Below are 23,630 nucleotides of genomic sequence, written 5' to 3'. Positions count from 1 at the left end.
GTAGGAGTTATAGTGGAATCCCAACCTCATCGGCGAAACGGAACTCTTCGGTCATCCACGTCAGTGGAGACCGGACCAGCCACGGCACTTGCTGGGATCGACTCAAGAAGCTTCCGTGTATGGCTACAGACGACTGAAGAGCGAAAGAACATCGAGGAGGGCCGTGCCTACTACAACGATCCGAGTCCTGTACCACCTCCCGAGAAGCACACACCCAGCAGTTTGCTGCAGTGCCACAGAAAGCTCGTCTACCGGAAAGAAAACGCGCCAGCGGAGAGTGAGATGGCTCATGGGATCTTGTGGGTCGGTTCTCGTTTTGAGGAGGATGTCGTCCTCCCGTACCTGCGCGATACCGTCGCCGACGACGGCCTGTTTGTCACAAACTCGCTGTACGTCGATTTCGAACTCAAGAGCGAGTCCGGCGACCTTACTGTGAAGGGATCAACTGACCCGGTTGTCGTCGATGCCGACGGCACACCCGTCCTGCCCACGGAGGTGAAGACGAAGAGCTCCCTTGAGTACCTCGACGAACCGAACGAACACCACAAGGCGCAGTTGCACGCCTACATGGTCGGCCTCTCGGAGAAGTACGATGTCAACGTGAAACGCGGATGCTTGATCTACGGGGGTCGAGATGCGTTCGACCTCAAGGTGTTCGACGTGGAGTTCGACGAAGCGTTCTGGCAGTCGACGGTCGTTGAGTGGGCGTCAGATCACACCGCGTACCGGCTCGACAGCGAACTTCCGCCAGCAGACTCGCGTTTCGCGTGGGAGTGCGACTTCTGCGACTATCGTGAGCGCTGCGGGAAGGGCGAGATAAAGTGTCAAGATAGCGCGTCACACGGACTACTCCCCGAATTTGAGGAGTATCCCCGACAACCGCTTCTCGAATATCTTGACGCTCACGACGCAAAGCTCACACCGACACTTGCCCAACGATATCCCAACCTCTGCGAAAAGTACGAGGTATACGACTGGTCCTGTAATCAGTGTGGAACACGTATTGAGTGGGAGTCTTCGCATCTATCTGGTGACGGCGACAGATTGTGTCCTACCTGTGCGGACGATGATCGACTTGTCGTTCTATCCGATCCCGATCTGAAGGAACAGACGGCCAATGGGGCGAGATAATGAGCCAGAAAGTGGAACTGGGACTCGATTGTCCAGCGTGTGAATCAGACGAGGTAGAAACCGATGTCTATGGATTCAAGGGATTCTGTCAAAGCTGTGGATTCATCATTCGAGATTGGACCAGTCCAGAGGTGCCAGACTGGAAGATTGAGTCCAAACGAGAGCAGGAGTCAAATAAACAGGATTGGCTGTCATTCTGTAGAGTTCGGAACTCGACGGAGGAACAGCTTGCACTCGCATTCGAGTGTATTGAACGACTGTCCTCGGAACTCGCGGTTTCGCGGTCAGTCCGAGAGAAAGCAGCCAAAATATACAGTGAGGCATTTTGTTACGGAACGACCAATGGTCGGTCAACGGATTGTATCGTCGCTGCGTGCCTCTCTATTGCGTCTCAGAACGACTATGAGCCGATACCCACATCTCGACTAACCGATGCGGCCTCGGTTACTGGGAGAGCTTTCAACAGTAGTCAGAGGGCGCTGCGAGATGATCTTAAAATAGAGAATCGTCCATCATCTTCGAAAGAGTATCTTCCATTTCTCTCGGAGGCGCTCTGCATTTCTGAACACGAATATACGTCGGCGTCTGACCTCGTCGAGAAGTTGTCCGGTAGCCTTGAGCTCGTCGGGAAGAGCCCGATCGGGATTGCCTCAGCAGCGATATATTTGACTAGTGACTGTACCCAACAACAAATTGCCGATTCGGCTGGAATTTCGTCAGAAACGATTCGACAGCGGGTGGGTGATATCCGCGAACTCAATGTACTATGATGGACCACCTATCAGAGCGAGACCGTCTACCTGATGATGACGGCCCATCCGAGGTCCGGGCTGCCGTCTACGCTCGCACTTCGTCAACGCAGCAATCATTCGGACATTCTCTCGATGAGCAGGTACGACTTTCCATTGAGCGTTGCCACACACTTGGCTGGGAGGTTGTGTTCATTTACCGTGATGAAGCAGAGAGTGGAAAGGATCCGGATAGGCCAATGTTTCAGTCAATGCTTAGCGCCGCAGAGATGCAGGCCTTCAATGTCATCGTTTTCTGGAAGCTTGACCGCTTCTCACGTAGTCTCATGCATGCCGTTCAGCTGGAGTCTGAGCTGAGACAATCTCATGTCGGTCTCTACAGCATAACTGAGCAGATTGATACAACTTCTGCAGCGGGAAGATTTAATTTCAGAAATATAGCGAGTGCTGCAGAGTTTGAAAGAGACATGATTCGACAGAGAACAAGAATGGGTCTCCATGCTTTAGCTGCAGAAAATAAATGGCCCAATGACAATCCTCCACTTGGCTATTCAATTGACTGCGACGGGCGACTTCAGATTGTTGAAAAGGATGCTGAATTAGTGAGAAAAATTTTCTCTCAGTATTTAGAGGTCCGTTCGATGCCAGAAGTTGCGGAATGGCTTAATCAGTCGGGAAGCGCAACACGTGAAAACAATCCATGGACTCCACGTGCAGTCGGTGATATTCTTCGAAATAAAATATATTATGGCTATTACGAGCTTGAAGGTGTCTCAGAACTAGTTCCTGAGTATCGTATTCTTGATCAAGATCTCTTCAACGAAGTAAAGCGCGTAAGACATAGGTACAAATCAACGGGTGCGGTGAAGGGTTCGATGCCAACCACGCGAAAGGGTCAAACCATGGACCGAATGTATCAATCCTATTGCGATTACCTACGCGAAAACGACTGAATAGTCACGCTTGAGCTTGCCGACTTCTCTTAGCAGTTTGTTTATAACAACGCCAAAACTCCACTAGAGGATTCCATGAAGCTCATCACACCGGTGCAGCATCCTCATCATATCCAGTTCGCTTTCTGTAGGCCATCTCTGATCGCCAAATTCACAGTTTTCATTCTGACATCGATAGATCCGCTGTGATTGTTCTTGTCGTAATTTTTGTTGGCCGTTACTTACCAGCGGTTCATCGCAGACTGGACACTGCAGTCGAACCATTGGACTGACCGACTCAACGATGTAGGGGCTGAATTGGTCTACGTAGTCTTTTGCAGTGTCTTCTTTAGATTCGTCGCGACTATACTTTTCTCTCAGTTCTGCGACAACCTCCTGAGCAGCATTGAAAACATCCTCGTCTACGAAAGCTAGGTTCTCATCCTCGTGGCTGGGATTTTTACCATAGTGCTGTAGGTAGTCAACCTGTATTGTTGGGTTACCTATGTATACGGGGTTAGTCACGATCGATTTGATATCGGTTCGATCTAGTTCCTTGCCTTTCAGCTGAGCTCTCCGTTCAAGCTCTTCTTCGAACTGTTCATTGATTTTGTCTGCAGTCGCTGAATACCCTCTTTCTTCAATGAACTTGGTGTAGGTCTCTTCGATGATAGGCATCCACTCTTCGACAGGCTCGATCCAGTCACCGCTTGAACGGTAGCCCAGCGGAATGTTGTCTCGGAACCATGAACTCCACTGTTTGTTTTTTAGGAAATTATCCGCTGACGATCGGGTCGAAGATCGCGCTCGATTCATTGTACTGAACTCCGCCATCGTCGCCCGCATGATAATCTCTATTCGGTCTCCCGGGACGAACATATCGAACTCTTCTCCGCGGCACAGCAACTTCACATCGTACTCGTCCCGAAGCTGATCGATGAACATCAAGGTCTCAGGAGCGGTCCTGCCAATACGGTCGATAGTGTCAACAATCAGATGGGTAACTTCATCCAATTGAGCAAGTCGGGCAACCTTCTGTATTCCTTCACGATCGAAATCGGTACCCGACTCACCCCCGTCAATTATTGTTTCACCAAACTGGCCAGTCTCTGACATCCCATCGAGGATCGCCAAGAGTTCCTCTTCCATTGAATCGAGGGATTGCCCATTCTCTTCCTGCTCAGCGGTGCTCACACGGAGGTAGACTAGAACCTGCTGTTCTGGTTCCTCTTTCTCACTAGATTCAATGGGTGATTCGACACTACTTCCGTGTTCTTGCTCTCCTTTGCTTTTGTCTGACGGTCGAACAAACTGGTTCAGGTCGACCTGCGCCGAAGACTGAGCTAGAAGTATAGCAGAGGCGAGAAGGGGAGTAGGTAGATTCGTTAGCCTATTTGTGCTCTTCCCAATCGCACTTATAATGCCTCGGATACGCTTAGGGAACGCAAGGCGTATCCAACGTTTTATATGTACTTTGGGGCAAATCCGCTCTTGAACCGCTCTCTGGACCCGCTCCAGTCCATAACGACCAGTGAGGATTGGTAGCAACTGGCCATCCCGATCGTCCGACTGTGTGTCTTGTCGTGCAGACGCTGAGCCGTCCTCAAAGCGAGTTTTTTTACGGCTCATTAGAGGCCCCCCTTCTCTTCTAGTTCCTTACGACGATGTTTGCGCTTCTCCTCGGTAGTGCGTTCATCATAGTGCTTTTCGAGGACCTCCTCGCTGACGTCACACCGATCGCTCAGCAGTTCTTTTGAAACTCCCTGCCGAAGCATCTCAGTGATGTACCCGTGTCGAGCTGCGTGCGTCGCCTCACTTACTGGGCACTTTGAGGCGTGATCTTTCGAAGAAGCCGCCTTGCAGGTTGCCTCGTCCCGGCCCTCTGGACACTCTTTGCCGATCTTACACGGGCGACTCCACCGATAGAAGTAGGAGCGAATTGTTGTTTTTGTGAGCCGACCGTATCGAGTCGTGAGTAGTGGCTTCCGACCTCCCTCTGTTTTTTCTAACCGATTGTGTTCGATGTAATCTTGGATGACCTCAGCAAGCCCCTTGCTAATGTTGACTTCTTCCTCACTCGCAGTTTCGTTCTTCAGACGAGTGCGACCGTCACCATGATGAGTGAATCTTAGATAGGGGTTGGGACCTTCAAGATGAGCATCACTGAGATCGAGTGAGTTGACTCCTCCGAGTCGACGCCCACACTCAGCGATGATTGCAAATAGGACGTGTAGACGTGATCCGTACTTGTACTTCTCAAGATATTCAACGATGTCTTCAACCCGTTCGAGCTCAAGCTCGACATTTTTAACACCTTCATCGCCGGAGAGTTCGGGAATATCGACCTTCTTTGCAGTACCTCGAGGGACAGCTTCAATCTTTTCGAGATATTCGACGAAGGCTCGAAAGAGGTAGAGGTCGTCTCTCATCGTCTTGTTCGCCAACGAGTCAACTTTTTCCGAAGACTCGTTCCGCCGCCATTTCTCGAAGCCGTCAATTTCACGACCTCCGAGATCATTTACGTTTTCGAGGTCGATCTTGTCGCAGTACCTGACGAAATGGCCAAGATCTCGTTCGTACCCTGCTATTGTACTTGATAGGACTTCCTCTTCGAGAGATTCAAGGTATTTGTCTACTGCCTGCTCTGGTGTGAGCGGCTTCAGAGCGTTGTAGTCTTTGAGTATGGTCTGAGCTAGTTCATCTAGGGCTTCACTATCGGGGAGTCCTTCGCTTGTTCGCTCCATACTACCATGTTCATACCCTGTTGTATTCGTCACTCACAGAGTGAAAAATACCGTGCCGAATTACTGTAATCAAGACTTGCGAAAACTATATATGATAGAACCTCAGCATGCGGTAATCCAGACAACATAAGACCTCTCCACAGCTAGAGCAACTTGTGTTAGAAGATTCTCAGAAAGAGACAATCGCTGATTGGGAAGAATCGAACAGTCAAGACAAAAACTCGGTCAAGAATCATCTTGCGGAAAACCTTGCTGAACTATCCTATATTCGTGAGCTAAGTCCAGAGGCAGCCGAAGAAATCGTTGAAATGTCCATCTCTAAGTATGAGGAAAGGAAAGGGGGTCCAAATTTCTCAACCTCTGCTGCCACAAATCTGTTTCTAGAACAAGTGATGGCGGTCATCTTCAGCGGATTCTCAGAGAAAGCATTCAATTATGCAGTTAATTCAGGTGTAGAGAGTTCTCTTCAGTGGCGTGCTCAAAACGAAGACTTCCTAGCCAAAAGGCTGTTAGCTAAAATTGAGTGTACCGAAGGAGGAGATCTCCTAAATAGTGACATGGGGCTGCTAAACCAACAGCTAGCAACACCTCCGGAAGACGAAGAAGAACGCCTCAGACGGATTTTTATGATTAACGGTAACGAGATTCTCCTCATTGAGAAATATTTCCAGCAAATACTCAATACGGATCTAGATAAGATCGAATTAGATGAGGATTATACAACAATTAAGGAAGCAGACAATTCCGTGACTCGACCGCCGATTCTTGTGCAAGAAGCAAAACACGCTATAAAGAACAGCAGAGAAAGGGCAGAAGCGCTCTCACTTGATCTTGCCAACCCGCGCGTGGATCTCGTAAGACCATATTTCGGAACTGACACTCGTCCCCCTGACTGGTATATCCGAGAATACATAGAATTATTCCGTGATTATTTGAACGAGGAGGGAATTCTCCCTGATGAAGAGGAGATCCCCAGCTATGCAGAAACGGCACCTACTACTCAAGATCCAACTCGGCTTAATCTGAAGCATTGGGGCGTTCCAAAGGACGAATAAGCACCTTCGTTCCTGTTATTCAGGCTTTGTTGGGGTACTCAACAACTGGTGTATGCTGATCCGGTTGTGATTTATAAATGAGAGTTACATCCGGCTTTGTTGAGATTCTCAACGGGGGATATGTTCTCAACGTTTTGCTGAATACAGGGCGTGTATCGGTCACCACAAAGAAAAATATACAACCGACCGAACTCCGACAGAAATGGTTCATTCCGTCGTGTTGCAGCTTAGCGAAGTCTGGTCGTATATCCTCACAAACCCCGGTTCGACCACGCAAATAGCCCTTTCAGCCGCGCTCGTGGTGGTCACAGTCGCGTACACGTACTTTACCAAGCAACAAACTGACGAAATGGCAGACACGCGAGAGATGTCGAACCAGCCGGTAGTACGCGGCGGTATCACTAACATGTTCCCGACCAGTCTCGTGGTTGAAATCACGAACACGGGAAATGCTGCGGCACACGACTTGCACGCCACGCTTGATTTCGCCGACACCGACGACGATCCTCAGGAGTTCCGCATGTCGATACTCCAGCCCGGTGAATCGTACGAACTTGGGTTTCCGCTTGATGACGACAAGCCCTTCACCACCAACATGCACGGGATTGAGTCGAAGCTAGAAGAGCGCGATTCCGGGGGTATCTTGCACGTCGATACTGAGTTTGAAAGCCCGTTCGGGACGGAGTACGAGGAACACGAGGAGATCGAGTACTTCGATGTCGTGGAGAATATGAGTCAGATTATTCGCGATAGCAATGAGGACAAGATTGTGTCTGCTGTCGAGGGTATCGAGGACGAGTTGGGGACGGCGAATACGCATTTAGAGGAGATAGGGAAGACGGACGAGCAGAAAGAGCGGGAACGGCAGAAGCGCAAGGAACAGAGAAAACGAGCGAAGCGCCATCAGAATGTGTTAGAGACGGTGCAGGAAGCGTCGAGGATGGAGTTCGGGGAGCTCGTTGAGGAAATCGGGGAGCCGCCAGAGGACGTTGCAGAGTCAGTTCGGTATTTAGATGCGTTTGTGTCGGTTCCGGATGACGCTGAGTTACCTAGTGATGAGGAGGAGGTGGTTGAGTGGACGGGACGAGGCAGTGAGAGTGGTTCGGTGGATCCTGATGAGGAGGGCGAGATCGATGCGGAAACCGAGACAGAGACAGAGGTAGGGGGTGGTCGGGAGTGAGCGAGGGGAGTCGCCTGTGCCCGGCTTTATCCAGCGTCAATTCAACCGCGAGACGCTTCTGCTCCTCACTGTAGTACCCCATGAGCAAGTCTACTGACCGACTGATTCATCCAAGCTGGTGTGAAACTGCTGGTAGCCGACTGCTGCATAGATCCTCTTTACTTCGCAACGCGTTCATAACAGAAGTGTGAGAGGTGTAGACTGACTCTGGCCTGTGAGTCCCGGTACGGACCAGAACTCGATTCAGGTATATCATTTTCTGAGGATTTCAACAAAGCCGTCCATCTATACTATCATACCCCATGAACGTAGAGGATTATTGGGTAGAAATGATTTCAATTTGTCATTCGTAGTCTCAGTGACTCCACCACGTTTCAACCCTCATTTGAATAGCATTATAAAACCAAACAAATCATACACAATAAAATTATAATAAATACCGCACAGGGAGCATACGCATGAACAGAAAAGAAAGACGAGAAACGAAACGGCGAGTGCGTCGTTATGTCAAAAAGAATCCGGGTTGCACATCAAGTGAACTCGGTGACGGGCTTAATATTGATACAACGCCGTATGGTGCACTTCGTAAACTCTCGAAGGAAGGTGCTATCAACCGCGTGGAAGTTGAGGACGAACGGATTGAATATTATCCACCTGACCGTCGGCATGAGGACATATAAATAGTCTCTTATGAACTCTATGCCTTGTCAAAAGGGATGAGTTACTGAGGGGAGTCGGCCCAGTGGCCCTCATCAGTCGATTGTAGTGGACTTGAACCATAGTCAACGCGTTCACATTTTGACCGCCTGCCGATCGGTTTCTAAGCTGGCACTGTAACTGCTTGTAGCTCTCCCCGTGGACACGATCGCGCCGATCCTAGCGGAAATATTGTATCGCAGATGTGAGTTGTTGTGTTAGCAGGCTTTCATACGTCCTGAATCCCCAGAAGGAAGATTCAGCAGGGCATATCAGCCTGTAATCCAAACAAGGCAGAATTCTATCCGTGTTTCTAGACTTTGCACTGAAGCTCGTCAAATACTTTCTCCGGATTAGTAAACAAATGTTTTATTTGTAGATTATCAGCAATGAGTTTATCAAATTCATCTACATTATACATTGGGGGTTGACGAAGTGGAGAGTTTTGTGCTGTCGATCGGGTCATATACAGTAGAGCAGAGTCTCTGTCCCCACCACCGGTTCCGTAGCGAATCATTTTCTCATTCCCAGCCGAGTCCTCAATGTGTGCTATGGTAATGTCCTCATCGTTGCTCGGATTATAGTCCGTAACAATGCTACTCAAGTCCCCCTGAGACAGTCCACGATGATACGCAGGCTTGTTGATTGATTTTAATAACGAAAGCCACTCTTCGCGAGTGAACCATAATCGATCGCCATTAGTATTCTCTCCGGAGGCTCTAAAACAGATGGCAACCGGAACTGGGGGTGAGTCAATTGAGTCATCCCCAACCCAGTCATTAAGATGTTTATTACCTACGTCACTCTGGTATTTGACATAATTTTCACCAGTAGAATACTCCGAACTGGCAATCACCCTACTCTCGGGGACCAATTGAGTACGAAGGACACGTTCGTACTGACGTAGGAGTAGTTTGACGCTGTTTGAAGGAATGGTAGTTCCATTGATGCTTTTGGTCTCACTCTCTACCCCTGACGAAGGATTTTGTAGTGAGTCAAGATGTCCGGCTAAATCTCGCCATGTGACCGTTTCAAACGATTCAGCTCCCAACCACCGAGCATGATTTTCCAACTGAGTTCGACTAAACCCGCCATCTTTTGCTTCAATGGCAATAACGAGCTTACCACCCAACTGAATCACCAAATCAGGGATGCTCTTGCTTGTCGTAATATCACTCTCTGGGGAGAACTCGTCTATTTTTATTTCCGAATACGCATGACCATCTGTTGCCAGACCGAGCAGTACCTTTCTACCATTTCTTGTCTTTGTCACCTCCGCACTCTCCTGAGCAACGATCTCAACGTCCTCTTTTGGGTCCAGTTCCTCAAAGAGTTGGTATCCGCCAAACGGCTCTACAATTGGGCGTAGAAGGCTCATTGAAACGTCCTGTGGGAGGTGATTCAAAAGCCAACAGAAATTTTTTGTCGCATTATCTTCATTTGAACTTCCGTGGTGTGCGAATAACAGATCTTGTCCACGAGCCATACCTGCTATATCTAACAGCTATCAAAAAATGCAACCGATCAAAATATCGATCTTAATATTGGCAGCTACATCTCTGAACCTACGAATTCAGTTGTGAGGCGATAATAAAACAACAATATATAGGTCTACTGAAATCCTCAGATGGTGGTAGGTTTGGCGCGCCGTGCTGAATACAGCGCGCGAATGTGGCATAGAGTTGTCTCCTGATCACGGGTGACTGGATTGCCCAGTACAGGGTGATATTGAGCAGTCGATGTTGGGTATGGGAAGGCTTCCGCAATACTTTTTCTATTCCTTACTTGGATTCAAGTCATCTAATACGTCGTGTCAAGTACGTCCCGCTCAACAGGTTAGTCAAACAGTTCGGTGATCTGGCCCCTGTTCTCCCACGGGATATGAATATCTGCAGGGATCGCAGTTCCAATGACGACATATTGACTATTGTCTAAGTCAGACATAGCTGATCGGGCCTTTTTTATGACTTTCTCAGGCTCATACAGATGCCCTTTCACCTCAATCACGTACTGGTCCGTGACAAAATCAGGGGTGTACGTGCTACCTTCTCCGTAGTGGACTTCTAGCGACTCATACTCATAATCAACGCCAGCATCTAAGAGTAACTCAGCAATATCCGCCTCCCAAGTGGAACGAACTACGTGATCCAAGTGGCTCGGACGGAGTATCTTGTGAGGGTCAAGTCCAGCTGCAATAATGGCATCATTCCATGAGCCGAACCTGTGTTTGTACACAGAGCCGCTGAACTCACCGATCTTATTCATATCACTTCGTATGGGGGTCCGACCGACCTCATGCTCAAGACTTCTGATTGCTTCAAGTAACTCTGATTCAGGTATATTTCGTCGCTTATTCGGCTCAAAGCCAGCCTTTCGAAGTGACTCATTCCATGTTCCAAAAGCAGACGCATATGTGGTTGAGTCAAATTGACCGTGCTGATCCATATCGCGCCGATCTGGTGTCCTGTCGAGTTGTGTTTTAAGAGATTCAAGCTCTCCGATCAGTTCTGACTTCGGTATCTCTGTACGGTTATTAAGCTCAAATCCCGCTCTTCGGAGAGCATCATTCCACGATCCGAACGTAGTCTTGTATGTAGCCCAACCAAACTGGCCCTCTTTTTCCATATCTACCGCCCTAGGGACTTGCCCGAGGTCCTCTTTGAGCCGCTTGATTTCTTCTAATAGTTCGGGTTCGGGTATATTACTTCGATTATTAACTTCGCAGCCAGCTGCTTGGAGAGCCTCATTCCATGAGCCAAACCTTCTATTGTATGTGGTGGCTGCGAAGCAACCGTATTGCTCCATTTCATTTGCCGTGGGGACTTTACCACAGACCTCTTTGAGTCGTCTTATTTCATCAAGGAGTCTTTTGCGATCCACATCTTTCTCCCTGTTTAGTTCAAAATTGGCTTCCCTAAGTGCGTCATTCCATGATCCGAACGCACTCGAATATGTACTGGCTCCAAAACGGCCATGTTCCTCCATTTGGTCTTTCGTCGGAGTTTGTCCGAACTGGTCCGCAAGACGCTCAAGTTCATCTCGTAGTTCGGAATTTGGAACTTCGCGGAGTCTTATTGTGTCAAGACCAGCCTCTCTGACGGCGTCATTCCATGTTCCAAATGCTATCGAGTACGTAGATGATGCGTATTTTCCTTTCTCAGCCATATCTCTGGACGTTGGCGTTTCACCAATCTCATCGGAAAGACGCCTCAGTTCTGCTAACAAGTCGGAGTCTGATACGTTGCCTTGCTTGTTCAAAGCTAGGTCAGCCTTTTTCAGAGACTGGTTCCACGTTCCGAACTTGTTCTGATAGGCTTTTACCGAGAAGCAACCCTGCTTATCCATCTCGCGCTGGCTAGGGGTTTTACCCAGTTCGGTAGCAAGTCTCTGAAGCTCTGCGAGCATTTCCTGCTTGATCTCGTCTTCACCGTGGGCTTTGGCTCTGTGAATCCCCTTGCCCTTGCTTGAACCAAACACTCTGTCGCATATCTCGCACTTGTATATCTCAGATTCACGACTTGATTCGGGCTGAAAATCAGAGATGGTTAACTGATCGCTCACACCCGACTCACTCAGTTATGATTAATGACATCATGTATGCCAATAAGTCCCTTGGGCGGGAGCCCCAATAGAAGCGGTTACTCAAACAGATTGTGGAGCGCCGCTCGTTCTTCCAATTCAATATGTATATGTGCGGGAAGCTCTCTCCCAACCACAACATATTCTCTTGTATCTAGGTGTTTCATCGCCGCTCTAGCCTTCTTGAACTCGTTTGAGTAGATATGACCTTTGACCTCAATCACGTAGTCATCTGTCACAAAGTCGGGAGTGTAAGTGCGCCCGTCGCCGTATTCAATTTCTATTGATTCATATTCGTAGTCTAAACCAGCGTCACGTAGCAGATTTGCTACTGCTAGTTCCCAAGTCGATCGAACACGATGAGAGAGGTGGTCAGGGTCAAACTCGTTAGAGCGTACCTCTATGCTATGTCTATTCAGCCAATTACGCACAGTGGGAGCAGATATACCGAGTTCGTCTGCAATCTCATATTGACTCATTTCCTTCTCCACGTATTGCTTATAGAGCCAATTAGCATCTCTAAGCGGCGTAACGTCGCCTTTAGAATTTCTCTCGGCAATCGAGTGTGGTTCAATACCGTGTTCGTGAATGTAATTCAGTACTGGCGTTTTCGAGACTCCCAGCTTCTCACCAACCTCACCTGCACTCAGTCCATTCTCAATATACTGCTCTCTCAGCCATTCAGAGTCTTTTAATGGCTCAATATTACCGTCTGACTGAACTTCCGATGAGGTAGTATCTCTACGCCCTATTCCATGTGTTTCCATCCAAGCATTAACCGTTACATCCGTCACACCCAGTTCGTCCCCAATCTCAACCAGTGTTTTCTCATGACCCCAGTACTGATCTTCCAACCACTCAGGATCCTTCAGCGGGTCAAGATTACCGTCAGTCTGAGCTTCTGAGAACGATTGAGTCTCAATATCATGCCTATTCATCCACCGTTTAATTGTTGTGTCACTAACACCCGCTGATTCACCGATCTCGGCAATTGTCTTCTCTTGGTCCCAGTATTGCTCCCGTAACCAGTCAGCATCCGTGTATAATTCTCTATCGCCGTCAGATTGTGCTTCAGAGTTTGACCGACGCTCAAGGCCGTGCTTGTCCATCCAATATTTAATCGTGGTTCCACTCACACCCGCCAACTCACCGATCTCAACCATCGTCTTCCCACGTTCCCAGTGCTGTTTCCGAAGCCAATCAGGATCTGTGTAGAGGTCAGTATCACCCTCGGATTTCACTTCGGACATGGAACGCCGCTCAATACAGTGTTCGTCCATCCACCTTCTGATTGTGCTCTCAGTAACGCCTGCTGAATCGGCAACTTCGCCTTGTGACTTTCCAAGTTCGTGGTACTGCTCACGAAGCCAGTCTTCATCTTGGTAGAGTTTCTCGTCAGACATATGATGTCCAAACTCCTTGATGACATTCCGTCTCTCAGGATGTGCTCTCTGTATGTCGATAAAAAACAGTCTTACTCTAAAGAACCACATGCCCCCATCCGTGGCAATCAAATGCTCAGCAACGTCTATGGTACCAAGAGATAGATCATCCCGTGAAGTCCTTTGTGATGCGAGGGTGGTGTGGAGTAGTTCAGATATCTTGTTGTCAAACTAGCGGGCCGCTCAGTACAATTAAACGACGAACCGCTGAAACCTCCGGACAATCCACTTACTGATAATATATCCACTCTAAGATACAATATTGTATTCACTGACACGGTTAACGTCTATTCCTTATTGGCTCAACAATTCGTTTCTTAACAGATTCTGGAATATTGGAGAGAAACATCTCTTCATTTTTTGCATCAGCCGCAATACCTTCGGGCCGCAAGTGTAGATAGGTTAATTCCTCGGTATATCCCGTGGATTTGGTTTCGATCTCGAAACCCGAAGGTTTCAAATCGATCTTGTATTCTCCTCCTTGCTGTTTGCCAACTATGTCAATAAAGCATCTGCTCCGATCCAGATGAACCAGTGGTTCTTGAGTGACTGTATATACTGAACCGTGATCTCTTGATGGAGTTCGCCAATCAACGGTAACACCATTGTATTCATCAACTTCAGCAAAAAACTCCTCAATTACATTTACTACTGTAGACTCAAAGTCGCCTTCATCAATTGCTTGGATCTCATGCTGGTCCCATGTTACCATTACTCCCGTCATATCAATTGATTTACTGCCCCGTATTAATCAAGTTGACCCACAAAATGGATATTAGTACGTTTCTGTATAGACCGTAATCGATGAGATACCTGTATCCCGTACCTCGCTCAGAACATCATTTCGGACTGGTAGGGACTCCCACCGATCAGTTCGCACTCTTCAGTGACCGGCCGTTCGGACGATGATTTGTCTGAAGAATACTGAGGTATGCCGAATGCGGCTATCTACTCTGAAATCTGAAAGTGTTCTATCTCATCTGATCCACACTGGGGACACTCATCTGCGCTCGACGCAAGATTCTCACCGCACTGACGACACTCCACGATCACCTCTGTCTCGTCACCGGGCAGTAGCCGAGTAAGTACTGTGCGGATACTCATGAGTCCGATATTTTGGTGGCTGTGAGTTAATGCTACTGGCGATATGTATCCTCAGGAAATCCGGCGCGCTCAACCCATAAACCCGCCAAAGGCTTACGTTCTCCCGCGAACGAAATTCGTTTGGAAGGAACGCTGTCACACGCTCCTTCCCCCCTTCCATGAACGCTGACGAATCGTCTCTCGGTCGTTGCCCGGTGTGTGGTGAGGACATATCGGAAGCGTGGATTCTTGTTGAGTATAAAAAGAACGACGGCACCGAGGGTGTGTGGACTGAGTGTCCGGCGTGTGGGGACGTTGTAGCGCCGGAGTAGCCGGCAGACAGCAGAATAAAGTGCTGTTCGTCGCGTATCCGGTATAAGACTGCGAGTAGTGTGAAGCGACTCTGTTGAGAGCCTCAGCAGATAATCCGTCTCAATTCGATTGCGCTCAATACATCGGATCGATACAGCACAGCATCTATTCGTGGGAGACTGTTCGCAGTCCACAAAATCTGGGACTATCCAAGCTTATCGGGATTAACGTGGTCGATTCCGGACATAGAGCATTCAAAATCACGACCGTCTCGTTTGTGTCTCAGCGCCGTCCAACAGTCCCGCCGGTGAGAATATACGCGGTGGAAGAGAATACACCGGTATGGGCACGACCGCTGTGGAGACGGTCTGTGCGTTGTGTAAACGCTACGGTCCGGGTCGGTTGCCCGGCGCGGGCCGACCGGCCGTCGGTGCCGGCTACGCCGTCGCCACGGCGGCACTAGCCGCAGCGATGGCATTCGTCGTCCTAACCGGCATCCAAACGCTGCTGTTTGGCGGGCCAATTGCGGTCACGGGCGAACTCACGTATGTTGGGCTGCTGGCGATTCCACTCGTCGTCCCGGCCGCCTTCGCCGGTGGCGTCGTGGCGTGGCGACTGCTTCCCGAGTCAATATCGTACCGCGGACCTCTCGCCAGCTTGCTTGCGACGGTGCTGACCTGCGTCTTCGCGACGCTGCTGGTCGTCCCCCTGTTGATCGCCAGCAGCCCCACCCAGCCGAGGGCGTCCGTGGAGCTCGGTCTGCTCGTCGGCATCGTCGGATTCCTCACCACGTTCTGGCTGACCCTTCCCATCGGCGCCGTCAGCGGTTGGATTCACGAGCGAGCGGTCACCGAGCATTGACTGCCTCCGGTGGATGTTGCTGCGATCAATTCGCAGTTCCACTGACCGGCTATTTCACACGAGAACCTGTCTGAAGAATAGGATTTCAACAGAGCCACATATGTATATTTTGACGGCCCCGGCAGCCATATCCATTATCTTATATTATTAACCACCGTTTCATATCGAGAGAACTAGTTGGGATTTTGTTATGTTTGGAATCTTCAGTGTGATACTGGTTTAGAAAGCTCCTGAAACCGTAATTGGGGCTTCTTACACAATATGTTTATATAGTATTATTTATGAGTGTGGCAGATATGTTTCCAGTAGAAACACTCGAATATAATTAAGTATATTGAGACACTACCTGAGTATATCCCCGATGTCCAGCAACCAATCCGGATCTGAAAGATTCGAAGATAAGTATGACAAGAAGCTAAGTGAATCCGAGCTGGAAGTCGCTAAACTACTGGAAGACGAAGGGTCTATGAGAATATCGGAGATTTCGACAAAACTTGATGCCGACCACGAGGAAGTCCGATCTAGCATGAATAAACTATCTAAGAACCGGATGGTAGCCTCTCTCCCGAGTTTCGAGTATGAATTTTTGGGTGAGCAAGAACAAAAGAAGCCGTCTGATGATCGTTAGACTTCCGATTTGTGACTCTCTCACTGTCAACTAAGCAGCGATACCAGCGTCAAAAGGATGGTAGTGAGGGGCTGTTCAGAACACCATCTAGGCGAGATCGAGACAGAGTGCGATTTTCACGTGAGTTTCGTCGATTAAAGGCAGTTACACAAGTTGCTCACGCTGGAGAATCGTACTTGTATCATGACCGACTGAGTCATTCTCTCAAGGTAGCACAGGTGGCCTCTTCATTAGTCAAGATATTTCATGAACGTAGTGATGTTTCCCCTGAGGTAACTGCTGGGATAAATTTTCCAGACAAGAGTGATAAATTAGGTAAATTTCTTGACCCATATGTCGTTGAGGCTGCTGCCCATGCTCATGATATTGGCCACCCGCCATTTGGTCACGCCGGTGAGAGTGAACTGAATAGACTTGTAAAGCATTACTCTACTACAGAAGAAGACATAGCAGAGATTGGATTTGAAGGAAATGCCCAATCGTTTCGTGTTGTTACCAGACTTGCAGCGCATCGAGATGCAAACTCTGGATTAAATGTTACCCGTGCCACACTGAATGGCATGTTGAAATACCCATGGAGCAGAAGAGACGATGCCATGGAAAATAACGATGAGAAATGGGGATATTATCCATCAGATTCTGATGCGTTTGAATGGGCACGTAATGGTTTGGATGATTATCGTACCAGTGGTCCATTAAAAAAAGAAAGGCAGACGTTAGAAGCACAAATAATGGATTATGCCGATGATCTCACGTATGCCGTTCATGACTTAGAAGACTTCTATCGTAGTGGAATTATACCCCTCCATGAGATATTCCGGGAATCGTTAGATGAAATTAGTAGTAAGCGTAGGCCAGATGATCTTAAGAGATATAGTGTCAGTTCACGAGATCACCTAGATGATTTTGAAGACTATCTAGAGACAGAATCAGATATTGACCCGAATGAGGTAGAGGTTGCGGAGATATTCGCTAGCTTTGCGATGGAGTTTGACGGATCCAGCAAGGCGCTTGTGACTCCATTTGAAGGAACCGACGCAGAGAGACGCGAGTTGAATGAATTCACGAGCCAGCTCATTTCTAAGTTTCTGGAAGCCGATCGCAAAGAAAACCCACAAGCAGTCTATTTAGAATCGATTCCCACAGATGAAGATGGGTTCAACCTCAATACAGAGAGGTATAGGGTACACATTGAACTGCTGAAAGCGTTGACTGAATTCTACGTGATATCTAATCCCACGCTTATGCAGCAGCAACACGGTCAAAGAAGGGTTCTTTCTGAGCTATTCGAAGCACTATACGGGGAGGCAGACCCAGAAAAGGTTACAAAAAGCGCGATACCTATGCCGTATCGTGACCGTTTAAAAAATATCGGTGAGTCAGGAACATCGCGGACGAGACTTGTGGCAGACTTAATTTCATCGCTAACAGAGAAGCAGACGCTTAGGCTTCACAAGCGATTATGCGGAGATTCTCCCGGGTCGCTTCAAAACAATATTATTGGCTAGGTTAGATTCTAGATATTATCAAGATGTCCCCGTCGCTGTTCCATTTTTTCACGCTGACTTCGCCGGTCGTAGTGTTCGTTGAGAACACCCGGTGTCACATTCGCACGATCGCTGACGACATCTTTCGGAACATCGCTGTTCAAATGGTGAGTGATCCCACCACGTCGGAGAGCGTGAGGACTCATGCTTGAGGGGCAGTCGAATGCGGCCGTATATTCCATCGCGTCACAATCGTCTGGATCACGATCGTGTGGACACTCCCCAGTGGAAACGCAGGGCCTTGTGTATCTGTAACAGTCTCCCCGAAGCGTCGATCGATGCGCGCGTCCGTTCGATGTCGACACTAGTGGTTGTCTGCCGAACTCGTCGTCAACATCGGGCCGCCGATTTGCTATCCAGTCGTCGATAAGCCCACATACCTCGTTCGATAACGCGATCAGTCGCTCTCCATCCGTTCCGTTCTTGATCGTTGTGCCGGTCTCAGGACGGTGGACGACGGCGATATACTGCCCTTCTGGGTCGTAGTCATCGACGTCAAGCGAGTGTACTGCACCAGTCCGCATCATCGTGTGCCACATCAGCGTGATCACGACGTGAGGGCGTGACGCGTACTCGTACTTCGAGAGATAGCCGAGAACCTCTTCGGCACGATCGGACTCAAGCATCACGTCACGGACGTTCTGCCCGTCTCGCAACACGGGCGACCGGACCTTCGTGTGGAGATCGTCGACAACGGCGTCGATACTCTCGAGCCACTTCACGAAGACGCGAATCGTGTCCATCTGGGTCTTCTCCGTGGCGGGTGCGAGATCCCCATCGCGACGCCGCCACAGACGGTACTCGTGTAGGATCCGTCCACTCAGTTCATTCAGATTGTCTATGTCTTCCTCGTCACACCAGCGAACGAAGTGACCGAGACGAGAGCTGTGCGAGTACAGCGTTGCCTTGGCCACCTCGGCTTCGCGATCGGCGAGGTACAGTTCTACGGCTGTTTCCGGGTCGATTGGTTCGAGGTTCATCGCGCTTGCTGGCGCGAATCACGATCTGACCCCGATCTGAGCTGCCCGATTTTCGGCGTGTTAGGCCTGAAAGGACGATTCGTTACGAGCTGGAACGCGCGCCCGTCGCGCCCGTACCGTTCCAATCGCGTAACTGTGGTGGAATGGCGACTTCCTTCGGATCGAGAGCGTTACGATCTCGAACGAAGGGGAGGTTCATGTGTCGATTTTTTCCGGACCGCGACGAAACACTGCTCACACTCATGGACGTGACGGAGGAAACGGTTCTGGGGATATGTACCGACGCGGTTTTCGAACGCGGCGAGCGGTACCTTGCTGAGGGTCGCGTCCTCGATATTCATCGCGTTGACACCACCGTGACCGCCGTCGTGAGTGGCAGCCGTCAGTACGACGTGCGTGTCGACCTCGCGGTCGACGGCTTCGACCCGTGGTGCGGCTGCCCGTACGACGGGCCGAAGGCGTGTAAACACGTCGTCGCCGTGTTGCTTCGATGCGTCGACGACTGCCCTACGGACGAGGGTGATCGGCTCGACGCCGCACTCGAGGCTGCCGACGCCGACGATCTCCAGGCCTTCCTCCGCGAGACGGTGGCGGCCGACGCTGGCATTCGCGAACGCTTCTTCGCCCGCTTCGGTGAATCGCCGACGCGATCGGTCGAGGATCTGCGCGCCGCGATCGATCGGGAGTTCGAGGAGACGAATCCCGACTACTTCGTGGTCTTCGAGCCGATCGACTTCACAGAATGGTTCGGCCTCGCGAACGAGCATCGCGATCAGGGACGGTACGCGTCGGCAGCGACGGTGTACCGTGCCCTCGTCGAATCACTCGACGACAACATGGAACGCGTCGACGGGGCGTACGATCACTTCTCACAGGGGTTCAGGCGAGCACTCGACGGGTACGTCGACTGCGTGGCGACGGGAGACGTCGACGCTGACGAGACCGCCGACGCCGTCGCGTTCCTCGAGGACCGGGCGGCATCCGGAACGTCGGTGCTCGGTGAGCACTTCGAGCGCGCAGCAGCGGAGTTGGAGGAAACGCTCGCCGAGCGCCGAGATCAGTAGTTCTCCGCTGTCCCCACTTTTCGGCCGCGCTTCAGACTCGCTTGCCAAGCGCGTCGACGGCATAAATGAAAGACGGCCGTCACGTTGAGCGCGGTACGCTCGGTAGCATCGACGAGGGAACGATCGGCAACGAGGGGCCGAAGGAGGTGACACGGCGTCGCGGAGAAGCGAACGGTCCGAAGGCACTCGGAGCCTGCCGCTCGCTCGGGTCCATCAGGCCGCAGAACAGTCGCGTTCGATCACGATCTGTCGGCCGGGATCCTCGTACTCGCCGTCGATCGGGCTCAGCTGGTACACCCGGTAGACGGTCACGCGCTTCACCGGCTCCTCGTGGACCGCCGCGGCGCGTTCACACACCCAGTCGGCGTAGCTCTCCGCGATGATCCCGTCCGGCCCGGCCTGGTTCACCGCCGACATGAACTTGCGGTGTCGGAAGTTCGGGTACTCGGCCGCGGGGTTCGGCGGACGGTCGAACGTCAACTCGCCGCCGCCGAACGCGTTCGCCATCGAGCCGTTCGCGAGGTACGCCCGCGACGGGTACCAGCTGTACGACTCCGTCGGGTCGGGCGCGTACAGCCCCCACTTCTGCTGGTCGAGATGCTCGTAGTCGATCTGCTCCGGCACGTCCTGGCCGCTGACGCTGCTCGCGCTGAACACGAGGATCCACACCAGGACACAAAAGCCCAGGACGGTCAGAAGCGACCTGGCGTACGCGACCGCGTAGTCGGACGCCTCCCCGTACCATCCCTCGCGGTCGGGATCGAGGATCCGACGTTCGATCGGGGGTCGCCCGAGCGGCCCGAGCGCGGCCGCTGCCGCCTCGGGTGACGGGACGCGGTCGTGCCACGCCGACGGCACCCGTCCGGCGAGTTCGTCCCAGAACAGGTCGGGAAGGTACGGGAGCATCGCCGTCATCAACAGCAGGGGGAACAGCCCGACGGCCATCGTCAACAGCATCCCCACGAACGCGCTCGTGTAGGTGAAGGCGGCGAGCATCCGGGCGCGGCCGACCGTTCCTAGGAGGAACAGCGTGGAGCCCGAGAGCAACACCACCCAGCCGTAGTTGAGCAGCGTCAGGAGCGTCGGGAAGTCGACGACGACCTTGCCGAGCGCGGTCGTCATCACGTCGTTGTGTAAGGCGATCGCGAGGCCGTCGCCGGCGTACCACTCCTGGCCGGCGTGTTTCAGGATCGCGTTCGCCGTGAACACCACGACCGGCTGGACGAGCAGCGCCGCGGTCCCGAAGCTCGCCACCCGCTCCCGCGCCGACCCGCGGCGGAGCGCGTCGATCGACCAGCGCTCGCCGAGCGGCGTCACGAGCGCGACGGCCAGGAGCACGCGGAACAGCCGGTCGCCGCCGTTGAGGACGGCCGGATTCCGGGCCTGAAGCGAGAACAGGAGCAGGAGCGAGACGAACCCGACCAGCCGCGTGCGGTAGCCGAGGAGGAACGCGACGGCGAACGCCCCCGCGACGACGAACAGCACCGCCTGGAACCAGAGGTCGCCCGAGAGGGCGTGAATCGAGACGCCGGTGTACTGACCGTAGGTGGCCTCGTAGGCGGCCACCGGATAGACGCCCGCGTCGGTGTAGAACAGCGCGAGGTCCTGGGAGCGATGGAGGAGGTCGAGCAGGATCACCAGCGCGAGGGCGATCCGGACGGCCGCGAGCGAGCGGGTGTCGACCGCGAACCGTTTGCGCACCCGCTCGCGGACCGGGGACAGACGGTCCCACGCCCGCCCGAGGCGCCCGCCGGACGGAGTCGTGGAGTCGGCGGCGGACATGCGGTCATCACCGGGCGAGATGGAGTCGTCCGCGGACGGAGTGGAGTCGTCGTCGGGCGAGATGGAGTCGTCCGCGGGTGGGATGTCTGGTGGCAGCATGCGATCTCGGTGGAGAGACGACCGATTGGGTAGTGTGTCGCGAAGACCGTATGTATATTTGTTGGGACCGTCGTCGTCGAATCCCGTGGACGGTGGCGGTCCGGCCGGCGGTCGAGCCGGCCGCCGATCCGTCCGTCTCGCCGCGTCCGAACCCTTTTTGACGGGTCTTCGCCATCCGTTGGCATGGAACTCGATACGGTGACCGACGCGGTCGAGGCCCGACGGGAGGAGCTCACGGCCCTCGCCCGTGACATCTGGGAGCACCCGCAGACGGCCTTCGAGGAGACGTACGCGGCGGACCGACTCATCGGCGTCCTCGCGGAGCGCGGCTTCGACGTCGAGGTCGGCGTCGGCGACGTCGAGACCGCCTTCGTCGCCCGGTACGGCGAGGACGGCCCGGTCGTCGGCACGATGGGCGAGTTCGACGCGCTCCCCGGCCTCTCACAGCGCGCGAGCGCGACGAAGGAGCCGATCGAGGCGGGCGGGAACGGCCACGGATGCGGCCACAACCTCTTCGGAGTCGGCTCGCTCGGGGCCGCGCTCGCGGTCGCCGACGCGATCGACGCGGGCCTCGAGGGCTCCGTCGTCTACGTCGGCACGCCCGCCGAGGAGGCCGGGGCGGGGAAGGTGTACATGGCTCGCGCGGGCGCGTTCGACGACGTCGACGCGGTGGTCTCCTGGCATCCGGGCTGGTACAACGCGCCCACGAAGGGGTCGTGTCTGGCGGTCGACGGCTTCGAGGTGACCGTCAACGGCGAGTCATCCCACGCCGCCGCCTCCCCCGAGGCGGGTCGCAGCGCGCTCGACGGCCTCCAGCTGCTCAACACCGCCGTCGAGTACATGCGCGAGCACGTCCCCGACCCGGTCCGGCTTCACTACGTGATCACCGAGGGCGGCGACGCGGCCAACGTCGTCCCGCCGGAGGCGACGGGCGAGTACCTCGTACGCGCGCCGAGCCGCGACCTCGTCGACGACGTCTCCGCGTGGTTCCGCAGGGCGGCCGAGGGCGCGGCGCTGATGGGGGACGTCGACGTCGAGGTCACCAAGATCAGCGGGATCTACGGCGTCCGGCCGAACGAGACGCTCGGCGACGCCATCCGCGAGACGATGGGCGACCTCGGTCCGTTCTCCGTCGACGACCCGCTCGCCGACGACCTCCGCGAGTCGCTCGGCGACGTGTCGGGACAGCTCGAGGAGCTGGATCCCGATCACCGCGACCGCGCCCGCGACTCGGCGTACTTCACCGAGCCGATCGACGCGCTCGACGCCGGCGAGGTCGGGTCGTACTCCACCGACTCCGGCGACGTGAGCCAGATCGTCCCGCTCGGGCGGATGACGACGGCGACGTGGCCCGTCGGGACGCCGCCGCACTCCTGGCAGGCGGTGGCCGCAAGCGGCTCCACCGGCACGGAGGGAATGCTGTACGCCTCGAAGGCGATCGGCGGGACGCTCCTCCGGCTGCTCACAGACGAGGAGCTCCGCGCCGAGGTCGTCGCCGAGTTCGAGGAGCGCGGCGGCGCGGACGGGTACGAGTCGGCGATGCCGGACGACGCCGACCCCTACGAGCTGCTCGGGGTCGAGCGGCCCGACTTCGAGCCGACCCTCGAGGCCGATCCGGCGGCCGCCGGCGCCGCGGACGACGACTGAACGCCGCGCGCCGACTCACTCCCCGCACCGACTCACTCCCCGCACCGACTCACTCCCCGAGGGTCGCGGCGACGATCCCGACCGTCTGTCCGACGCCGACGACGGCGAGCCCCGCGGCG

At 53.0% G+C, this 23,630-nt stretch carries 20 protein-coding genes; 12 read left to right on the top strand and 8 right to left on the bottom strand.

Going from position 1 to position 23,630, the window contains the following annotated elements:
• The first annotated feature begins 63 nt into the window (after window positions 1–63).
• From DJ70_RS08575 to DJ70_RS08565, 3 genes are read left to right on the top strand one after another with little or no spacing between them, the layout of a single operon-like run.
• Window positions 64–1,131 (top strand): CRISPR-associated protein Cas4, encoded by a 1,068-nt coding sequence (locus tag DJ70_RS08575; protein ID WP_245810772.1) that lies wholly within the window; start codon window positions 64–66, stop codon window positions 1,129–1,131.
• The gene (locus DJ70_RS18045) at window positions 1,131–1,901 is read left to right on the top strand and encodes a transcription initiation factor IIB family protein (protein ID WP_094531974.1); all 771 of its coding nucleotides are present in this window, start codon (window positions 1,131–1,133) and stop codon (window positions 1,899–1,901) included. The genes DJ70_RS08575 and DJ70_RS18045 overlap by 1 nt, the downstream gene beginning before the upstream one ends.
• On the top strand, window positions 1,898–2,833 hold the full coding sequence (locus DJ70_RS08565; RefSeq protein WP_321169298.1) for a recombinase family protein: 936 nt from the start codon (window positions 1,898–1,900) through the stop codon (window positions 2,831–2,833). The genes DJ70_RS18045 and DJ70_RS08565 overlap by 4 nt, the downstream gene beginning before the upstream one ends.
• A gap of 63 nt (window positions 2,834–2,896) precedes the next feature.
• On the opposite strand, the gene DJ70_RS08560 is transcribed toward DJ70_RS08565, so the two are convergent.
• The gene (locus DJ70_RS08560) at window positions 2,897–4,441 is read right to left on the bottom strand and encodes a recombinase family protein (protein ID WP_094531972.1); all 1,545 of its coding nucleotides are present in this window, start codon (window positions 4,439–4,441) and stop codon (window positions 2,897–2,899) included.
• A complete protein-coding gene (locus DJ70_RS08555; RefSeq protein WP_094531970.1) occupies window positions 4,441–5,556 on the bottom strand; it encodes a tyrosine-type recombinase/integrase in 1,116 nt (371 codons plus the stop codon). The genes DJ70_RS08560 and DJ70_RS08555 overlap by 1 nt, the downstream gene beginning before the upstream one ends.
• A 155-nt stretch (window positions 5,557–5,711) precedes the next feature.
• On the opposite strand from DJ70_RS08555, the gene DJ70_RS16860 reads away from it, so the two are divergent.
• The 3 genes from DJ70_RS16860 (at window position 5,712) to DJ70_RS16855 (ending at window position 8,471) form a co-directional block, all read left to right on the top strand.
• Window positions 5,712–6,611: a hypothetical protein gene (locus DJ70_RS16860; RefSeq protein ID WP_143420989.1), complete on the top strand. Its 900-nt coding sequence runs from the start codon at window positions 5,712–5,714 to the stop codon at window positions 6,609–6,611.
• A 202-nt stretch (window positions 6,612–6,813) separates the two neighbouring features.
• On the top strand, window positions 6,814–7,791 hold the full coding sequence (locus tag DJ70_RS08550; protein ID WP_094531968.1) for a hypothetical protein: 978 nt from the start codon (window positions 6,814–6,816) through the stop codon (window positions 7,789–7,791).
• Window positions 7,792–8,249: 458 nt separating this feature from the next.
• Window positions 8,250–8,471 (top strand): hypothetical protein, encoded by a 222-nt coding sequence (locus tag DJ70_RS16855; protein ID WP_143420988.1) that lies wholly within the window; start codon window positions 8,250–8,252, stop codon window positions 8,469–8,471.
• A 329-nt stretch (window positions 8,472–8,800) separates the two neighbouring features.
• Here the strand turns inward: DJ70_RS16855 and DJ70_RS08545 are convergent, their stop codons facing one another.
• The 4 genes from DJ70_RS08545 to DJ70_RS16840 form a co-directional block, all read right to left on the bottom strand.
• Window positions 8,801–9,865, bottom strand: coding sequence for a hypothetical protein (locus DJ70_RS08545; protein WP_218827799.1), 1,065 nt, complete (start codon window positions 9,863–9,865; stop codon window positions 8,801–8,803).
• A gap of 458 nt (window positions 9,866–10,323) precedes the next feature.
• A complete protein-coding gene (locus DJ70_RS16850; protein ID WP_143420987.1) occupies window positions 10,324–12,048 on the bottom strand; it encodes a homing endonuclease associated repeat-containing protein in 1,725 nt (574 codons plus the stop codon).
• A gap of 77 nt (window positions 12,049–12,125) precedes the next feature.
• Entirely contained in the window at window positions 12,126–13,469 is a 1,344-nt protein-coding gene (locus DJ70_RS16845) for a helix-turn-helix domain-containing protein (protein WP_143420986.1), read from the bottom strand.
• Window positions 13,470–13,788: 319 nt separating this feature from the next.
• On the bottom strand, window positions 13,789–14,232 hold the full coding sequence (locus tag DJ70_RS16840; protein ID WP_143420985.1) for a hypothetical protein: 444 nt from the start codon (window positions 14,230–14,232) through the stop codon (window positions 13,789–13,791).
• Window positions 14,233–14,770: 538 nt separating this feature from the next.
• Between DJ70_RS16840 and DJ70_RS18110 the strand changes: the two genes are divergently transcribed.
• The 4 genes from DJ70_RS18110 to DJ70_RS08535 all read left to right on the top strand — a co-directional run bounded on the left by DJ70_RS18110 (window position 14,771) and on the right by DJ70_RS08535 (window position 17,900).
• Window positions 14,771–14,923 carry a DUF7837 family putative zinc-binding protein gene (locus tag DJ70_RS18110; RefSeq protein ID WP_449272195.1) on the top strand — a complete coding sequence of 51 codons (153 nt, stop codon included), beginning with the start codon at window positions 14,771–14,773 and terminating at the stop codon, window positions 14,921–14,923.
• A gap of 322 nt (window positions 14,924–15,245) precedes the next feature.
• Window positions 15,246–15,764 (top strand): hypothetical protein, encoded by a 519-nt coding sequence (locus DJ70_RS08540; RefSeq protein WP_094531966.1) that lies wholly within the window; start codon window positions 15,246–15,248, stop codon window positions 15,762–15,764.
• Between the two features lie 361 nt (window positions 15,765–16,125).
• A complete protein-coding gene (locus tag DJ70_RS16835) occupies window positions 16,126–16,392 on the top strand; it encodes a hypothetical protein (protein ID WP_143420984.1) in 267 nt (88 codons plus the stop codon).
• A gap of 11 nt (window positions 16,393–16,403) precedes the next feature.
• Window positions 16,404–17,900 carry a deoxyguanosinetriphosphate triphosphohydrolase family protein gene (locus DJ70_RS08535; protein WP_094532098.1) on the top strand — a complete coding sequence of 499 codons (1,497 nt, stop codon included), beginning with the start codon at window positions 16,404–16,406 and terminating at the stop codon, window positions 17,898–17,900.
• Between the two features lie 8 nt (window positions 17,901–17,908).
• On the opposite strand, the gene DJ70_RS08530 is transcribed toward DJ70_RS08535, so the two are convergent.
• A complete protein-coding gene (locus DJ70_RS08530; RefSeq protein ID WP_094531964.1) occupies window positions 17,909–18,919 on the bottom strand; it encodes a tyrosine-type recombinase/integrase in 1,011 nt (336 codons plus the stop codon).
• 242 nt (window positions 18,920–19,161) lie between these two features.
• Here DJ70_RS08530 and DJ70_RS08525 point away from each other — a divergent pair, with 242 nt between their 5' ends.
• Window positions 19,162–19,983, top strand: a complete 822-nt coding sequence (locus DJ70_RS08525) for an SWIM zinc finger family protein (protein ID WP_094531962.1) — start codon at window positions 19,162–19,164, stop codon at window positions 19,981–19,983.
• 213 nt (window positions 19,984–20,196) lie between these two features.
• Here the strand turns inward: DJ70_RS08525 and DJ70_RS08520 are convergent, their stop codons facing one another.
• Window positions 20,197–21,864: an HTTM domain-containing protein gene (locus tag DJ70_RS08520; RefSeq protein ID WP_245810771.1), complete on the bottom strand. Its 1,668-nt coding sequence runs from the start codon at window positions 21,862–21,864 to the stop codon at window positions 20,197–20,199.
• A gap of 183 nt (window positions 21,865–22,047) precedes the next feature.
• Between DJ70_RS08520 and DJ70_RS08515 the strand changes: the two genes are divergently transcribed.
• A complete protein-coding gene (locus DJ70_RS08515) occupies window positions 22,048–23,511 on the top strand; it encodes an amidohydrolase (protein WP_094531960.1) in 1,464 nt (487 codons plus the stop codon).
• The last annotated feature ends 119 nt before the right edge of the window (window positions 23,512–23,630 follow it).

It is taken from the genome of Halorubrum halodurans (assembly GCF_002252985.1).
GTDB lineage: Archaea > Halobacteriota > Halobacteria > Halobacteriales > Haloferacaceae > Halorubrum > Halorubrum halodurans.
Note: the sequence above shows the minus strand (reverse complement) of the source record. Positions and strands in the feature narration are given on the sequence as shown.

Excerpts from the sequence above, each read along its gene's own strand:
- DJ70_RS18110 (WP_449272195.1), top strand. The coding sequence starts at position 14,771 with ATGAACGCTGACGAATCGTCTCTCGGTCGTTGCCCGGTGTGTGGTGAG.
- DJ70_RS08545 (WP_218827799.1), bottom strand. The coding sequence starts at position 9,865 with ATGAGCCTTCTACGCCCAATTGTAGAGCCGTTTGGCGGATACCAACTC.
- DJ70_RS08560 (WP_094531972.1), bottom strand. The coding sequence starts at position 4,441 with ATGAGCCGTAAAAAAACTCGCTTTGAGGACGGCTCAGCGTCTGCACGA.
- DJ70_RS08550 (WP_094531968.1), top strand. The coding sequence starts at position 6,814 with ATGGTTCATTCCGTCGTGTTGCAGCTTAGCGAAGTCTGGTCGTATATC.
- DJ70_RS16840 (WP_143420985.1), bottom strand. The coding sequence starts at position 14,232 with ATGACGGGAGTAATGGTAACATGGGACCAGCATGAGATCCAAGCAATT.
- DJ70_RS08515 (WP_094531960.1), top strand. The coding sequence starts at position 22,048 with ATGGAACTCGATACGGTGACCGACGCGGTCGAGGCCCGACGGGAGGAG.
- DJ70_RS16855 (WP_143420988.1), top strand. The coding sequence starts at position 8,250 with ATGAACAGAAAAGAAAGACGAGAAACGAAACGGCGAGTGCGTCGTTAT.
- DJ70_RS08540 (WP_094531966.1), top strand. The coding sequence starts at position 15,246 with ATGGGCACGACCGCTGTGGAGACGGTCTGTGCGTTGTGTAAACGCTAC.
- DJ70_RS08565 (WP_321169298.1), top strand. The coding sequence starts at position 1,898 with ATGATGGACCACCTATCAGAGCGAGACCGTCTACCTGATGATGACGGC.
- DJ70_RS08525 (WP_094531962.1), top strand. The coding sequence starts at position 19,162 with ATGGACGTGACGGAGGAAACGGTTCTGGGGATATGTACCGACGCGGTT.
- DJ70_RS16845 (WP_143420986.1), bottom strand. The coding sequence starts at position 13,469 with ATGTCTGACGAGAAACTCTACCAAGATGAAGACTGGCTTCGTGAGCAG.
- DJ70_RS16835 (WP_143420984.1), top strand. The coding sequence starts at position 16,126 with ATGTCCAGCAACCAATCCGGATCTGAAAGATTCGAAGATAAGTATGAC.
- DJ70_RS08520 (WP_245810771.1), bottom strand. The coding sequence starts at position 21,864 with ATGCTGCCACCAGACATCCCACCCGCGGACGACTCCATCTCGCCCGAC.
- DJ70_RS08555 (WP_094531970.1), bottom strand. The coding sequence starts at position 5,556 with ATGGAGCGAACAAGCGAAGGACTCCCCGATAGTGAAGCCCTAGATGAA.
- DJ70_RS08530 (WP_094531964.1), bottom strand. The coding sequence starts at position 18,919 with ATGAACCTCGAACCAATCGACCCGGAAACAGCCGTAGAACTGTACCTC.
- DJ70_RS18045 (WP_094531974.1), top strand. The coding sequence starts at position 1,131 with ATGAGCCAGAAAGTGGAACTGGGACTCGATTGTCCAGCGTGTGAATCA.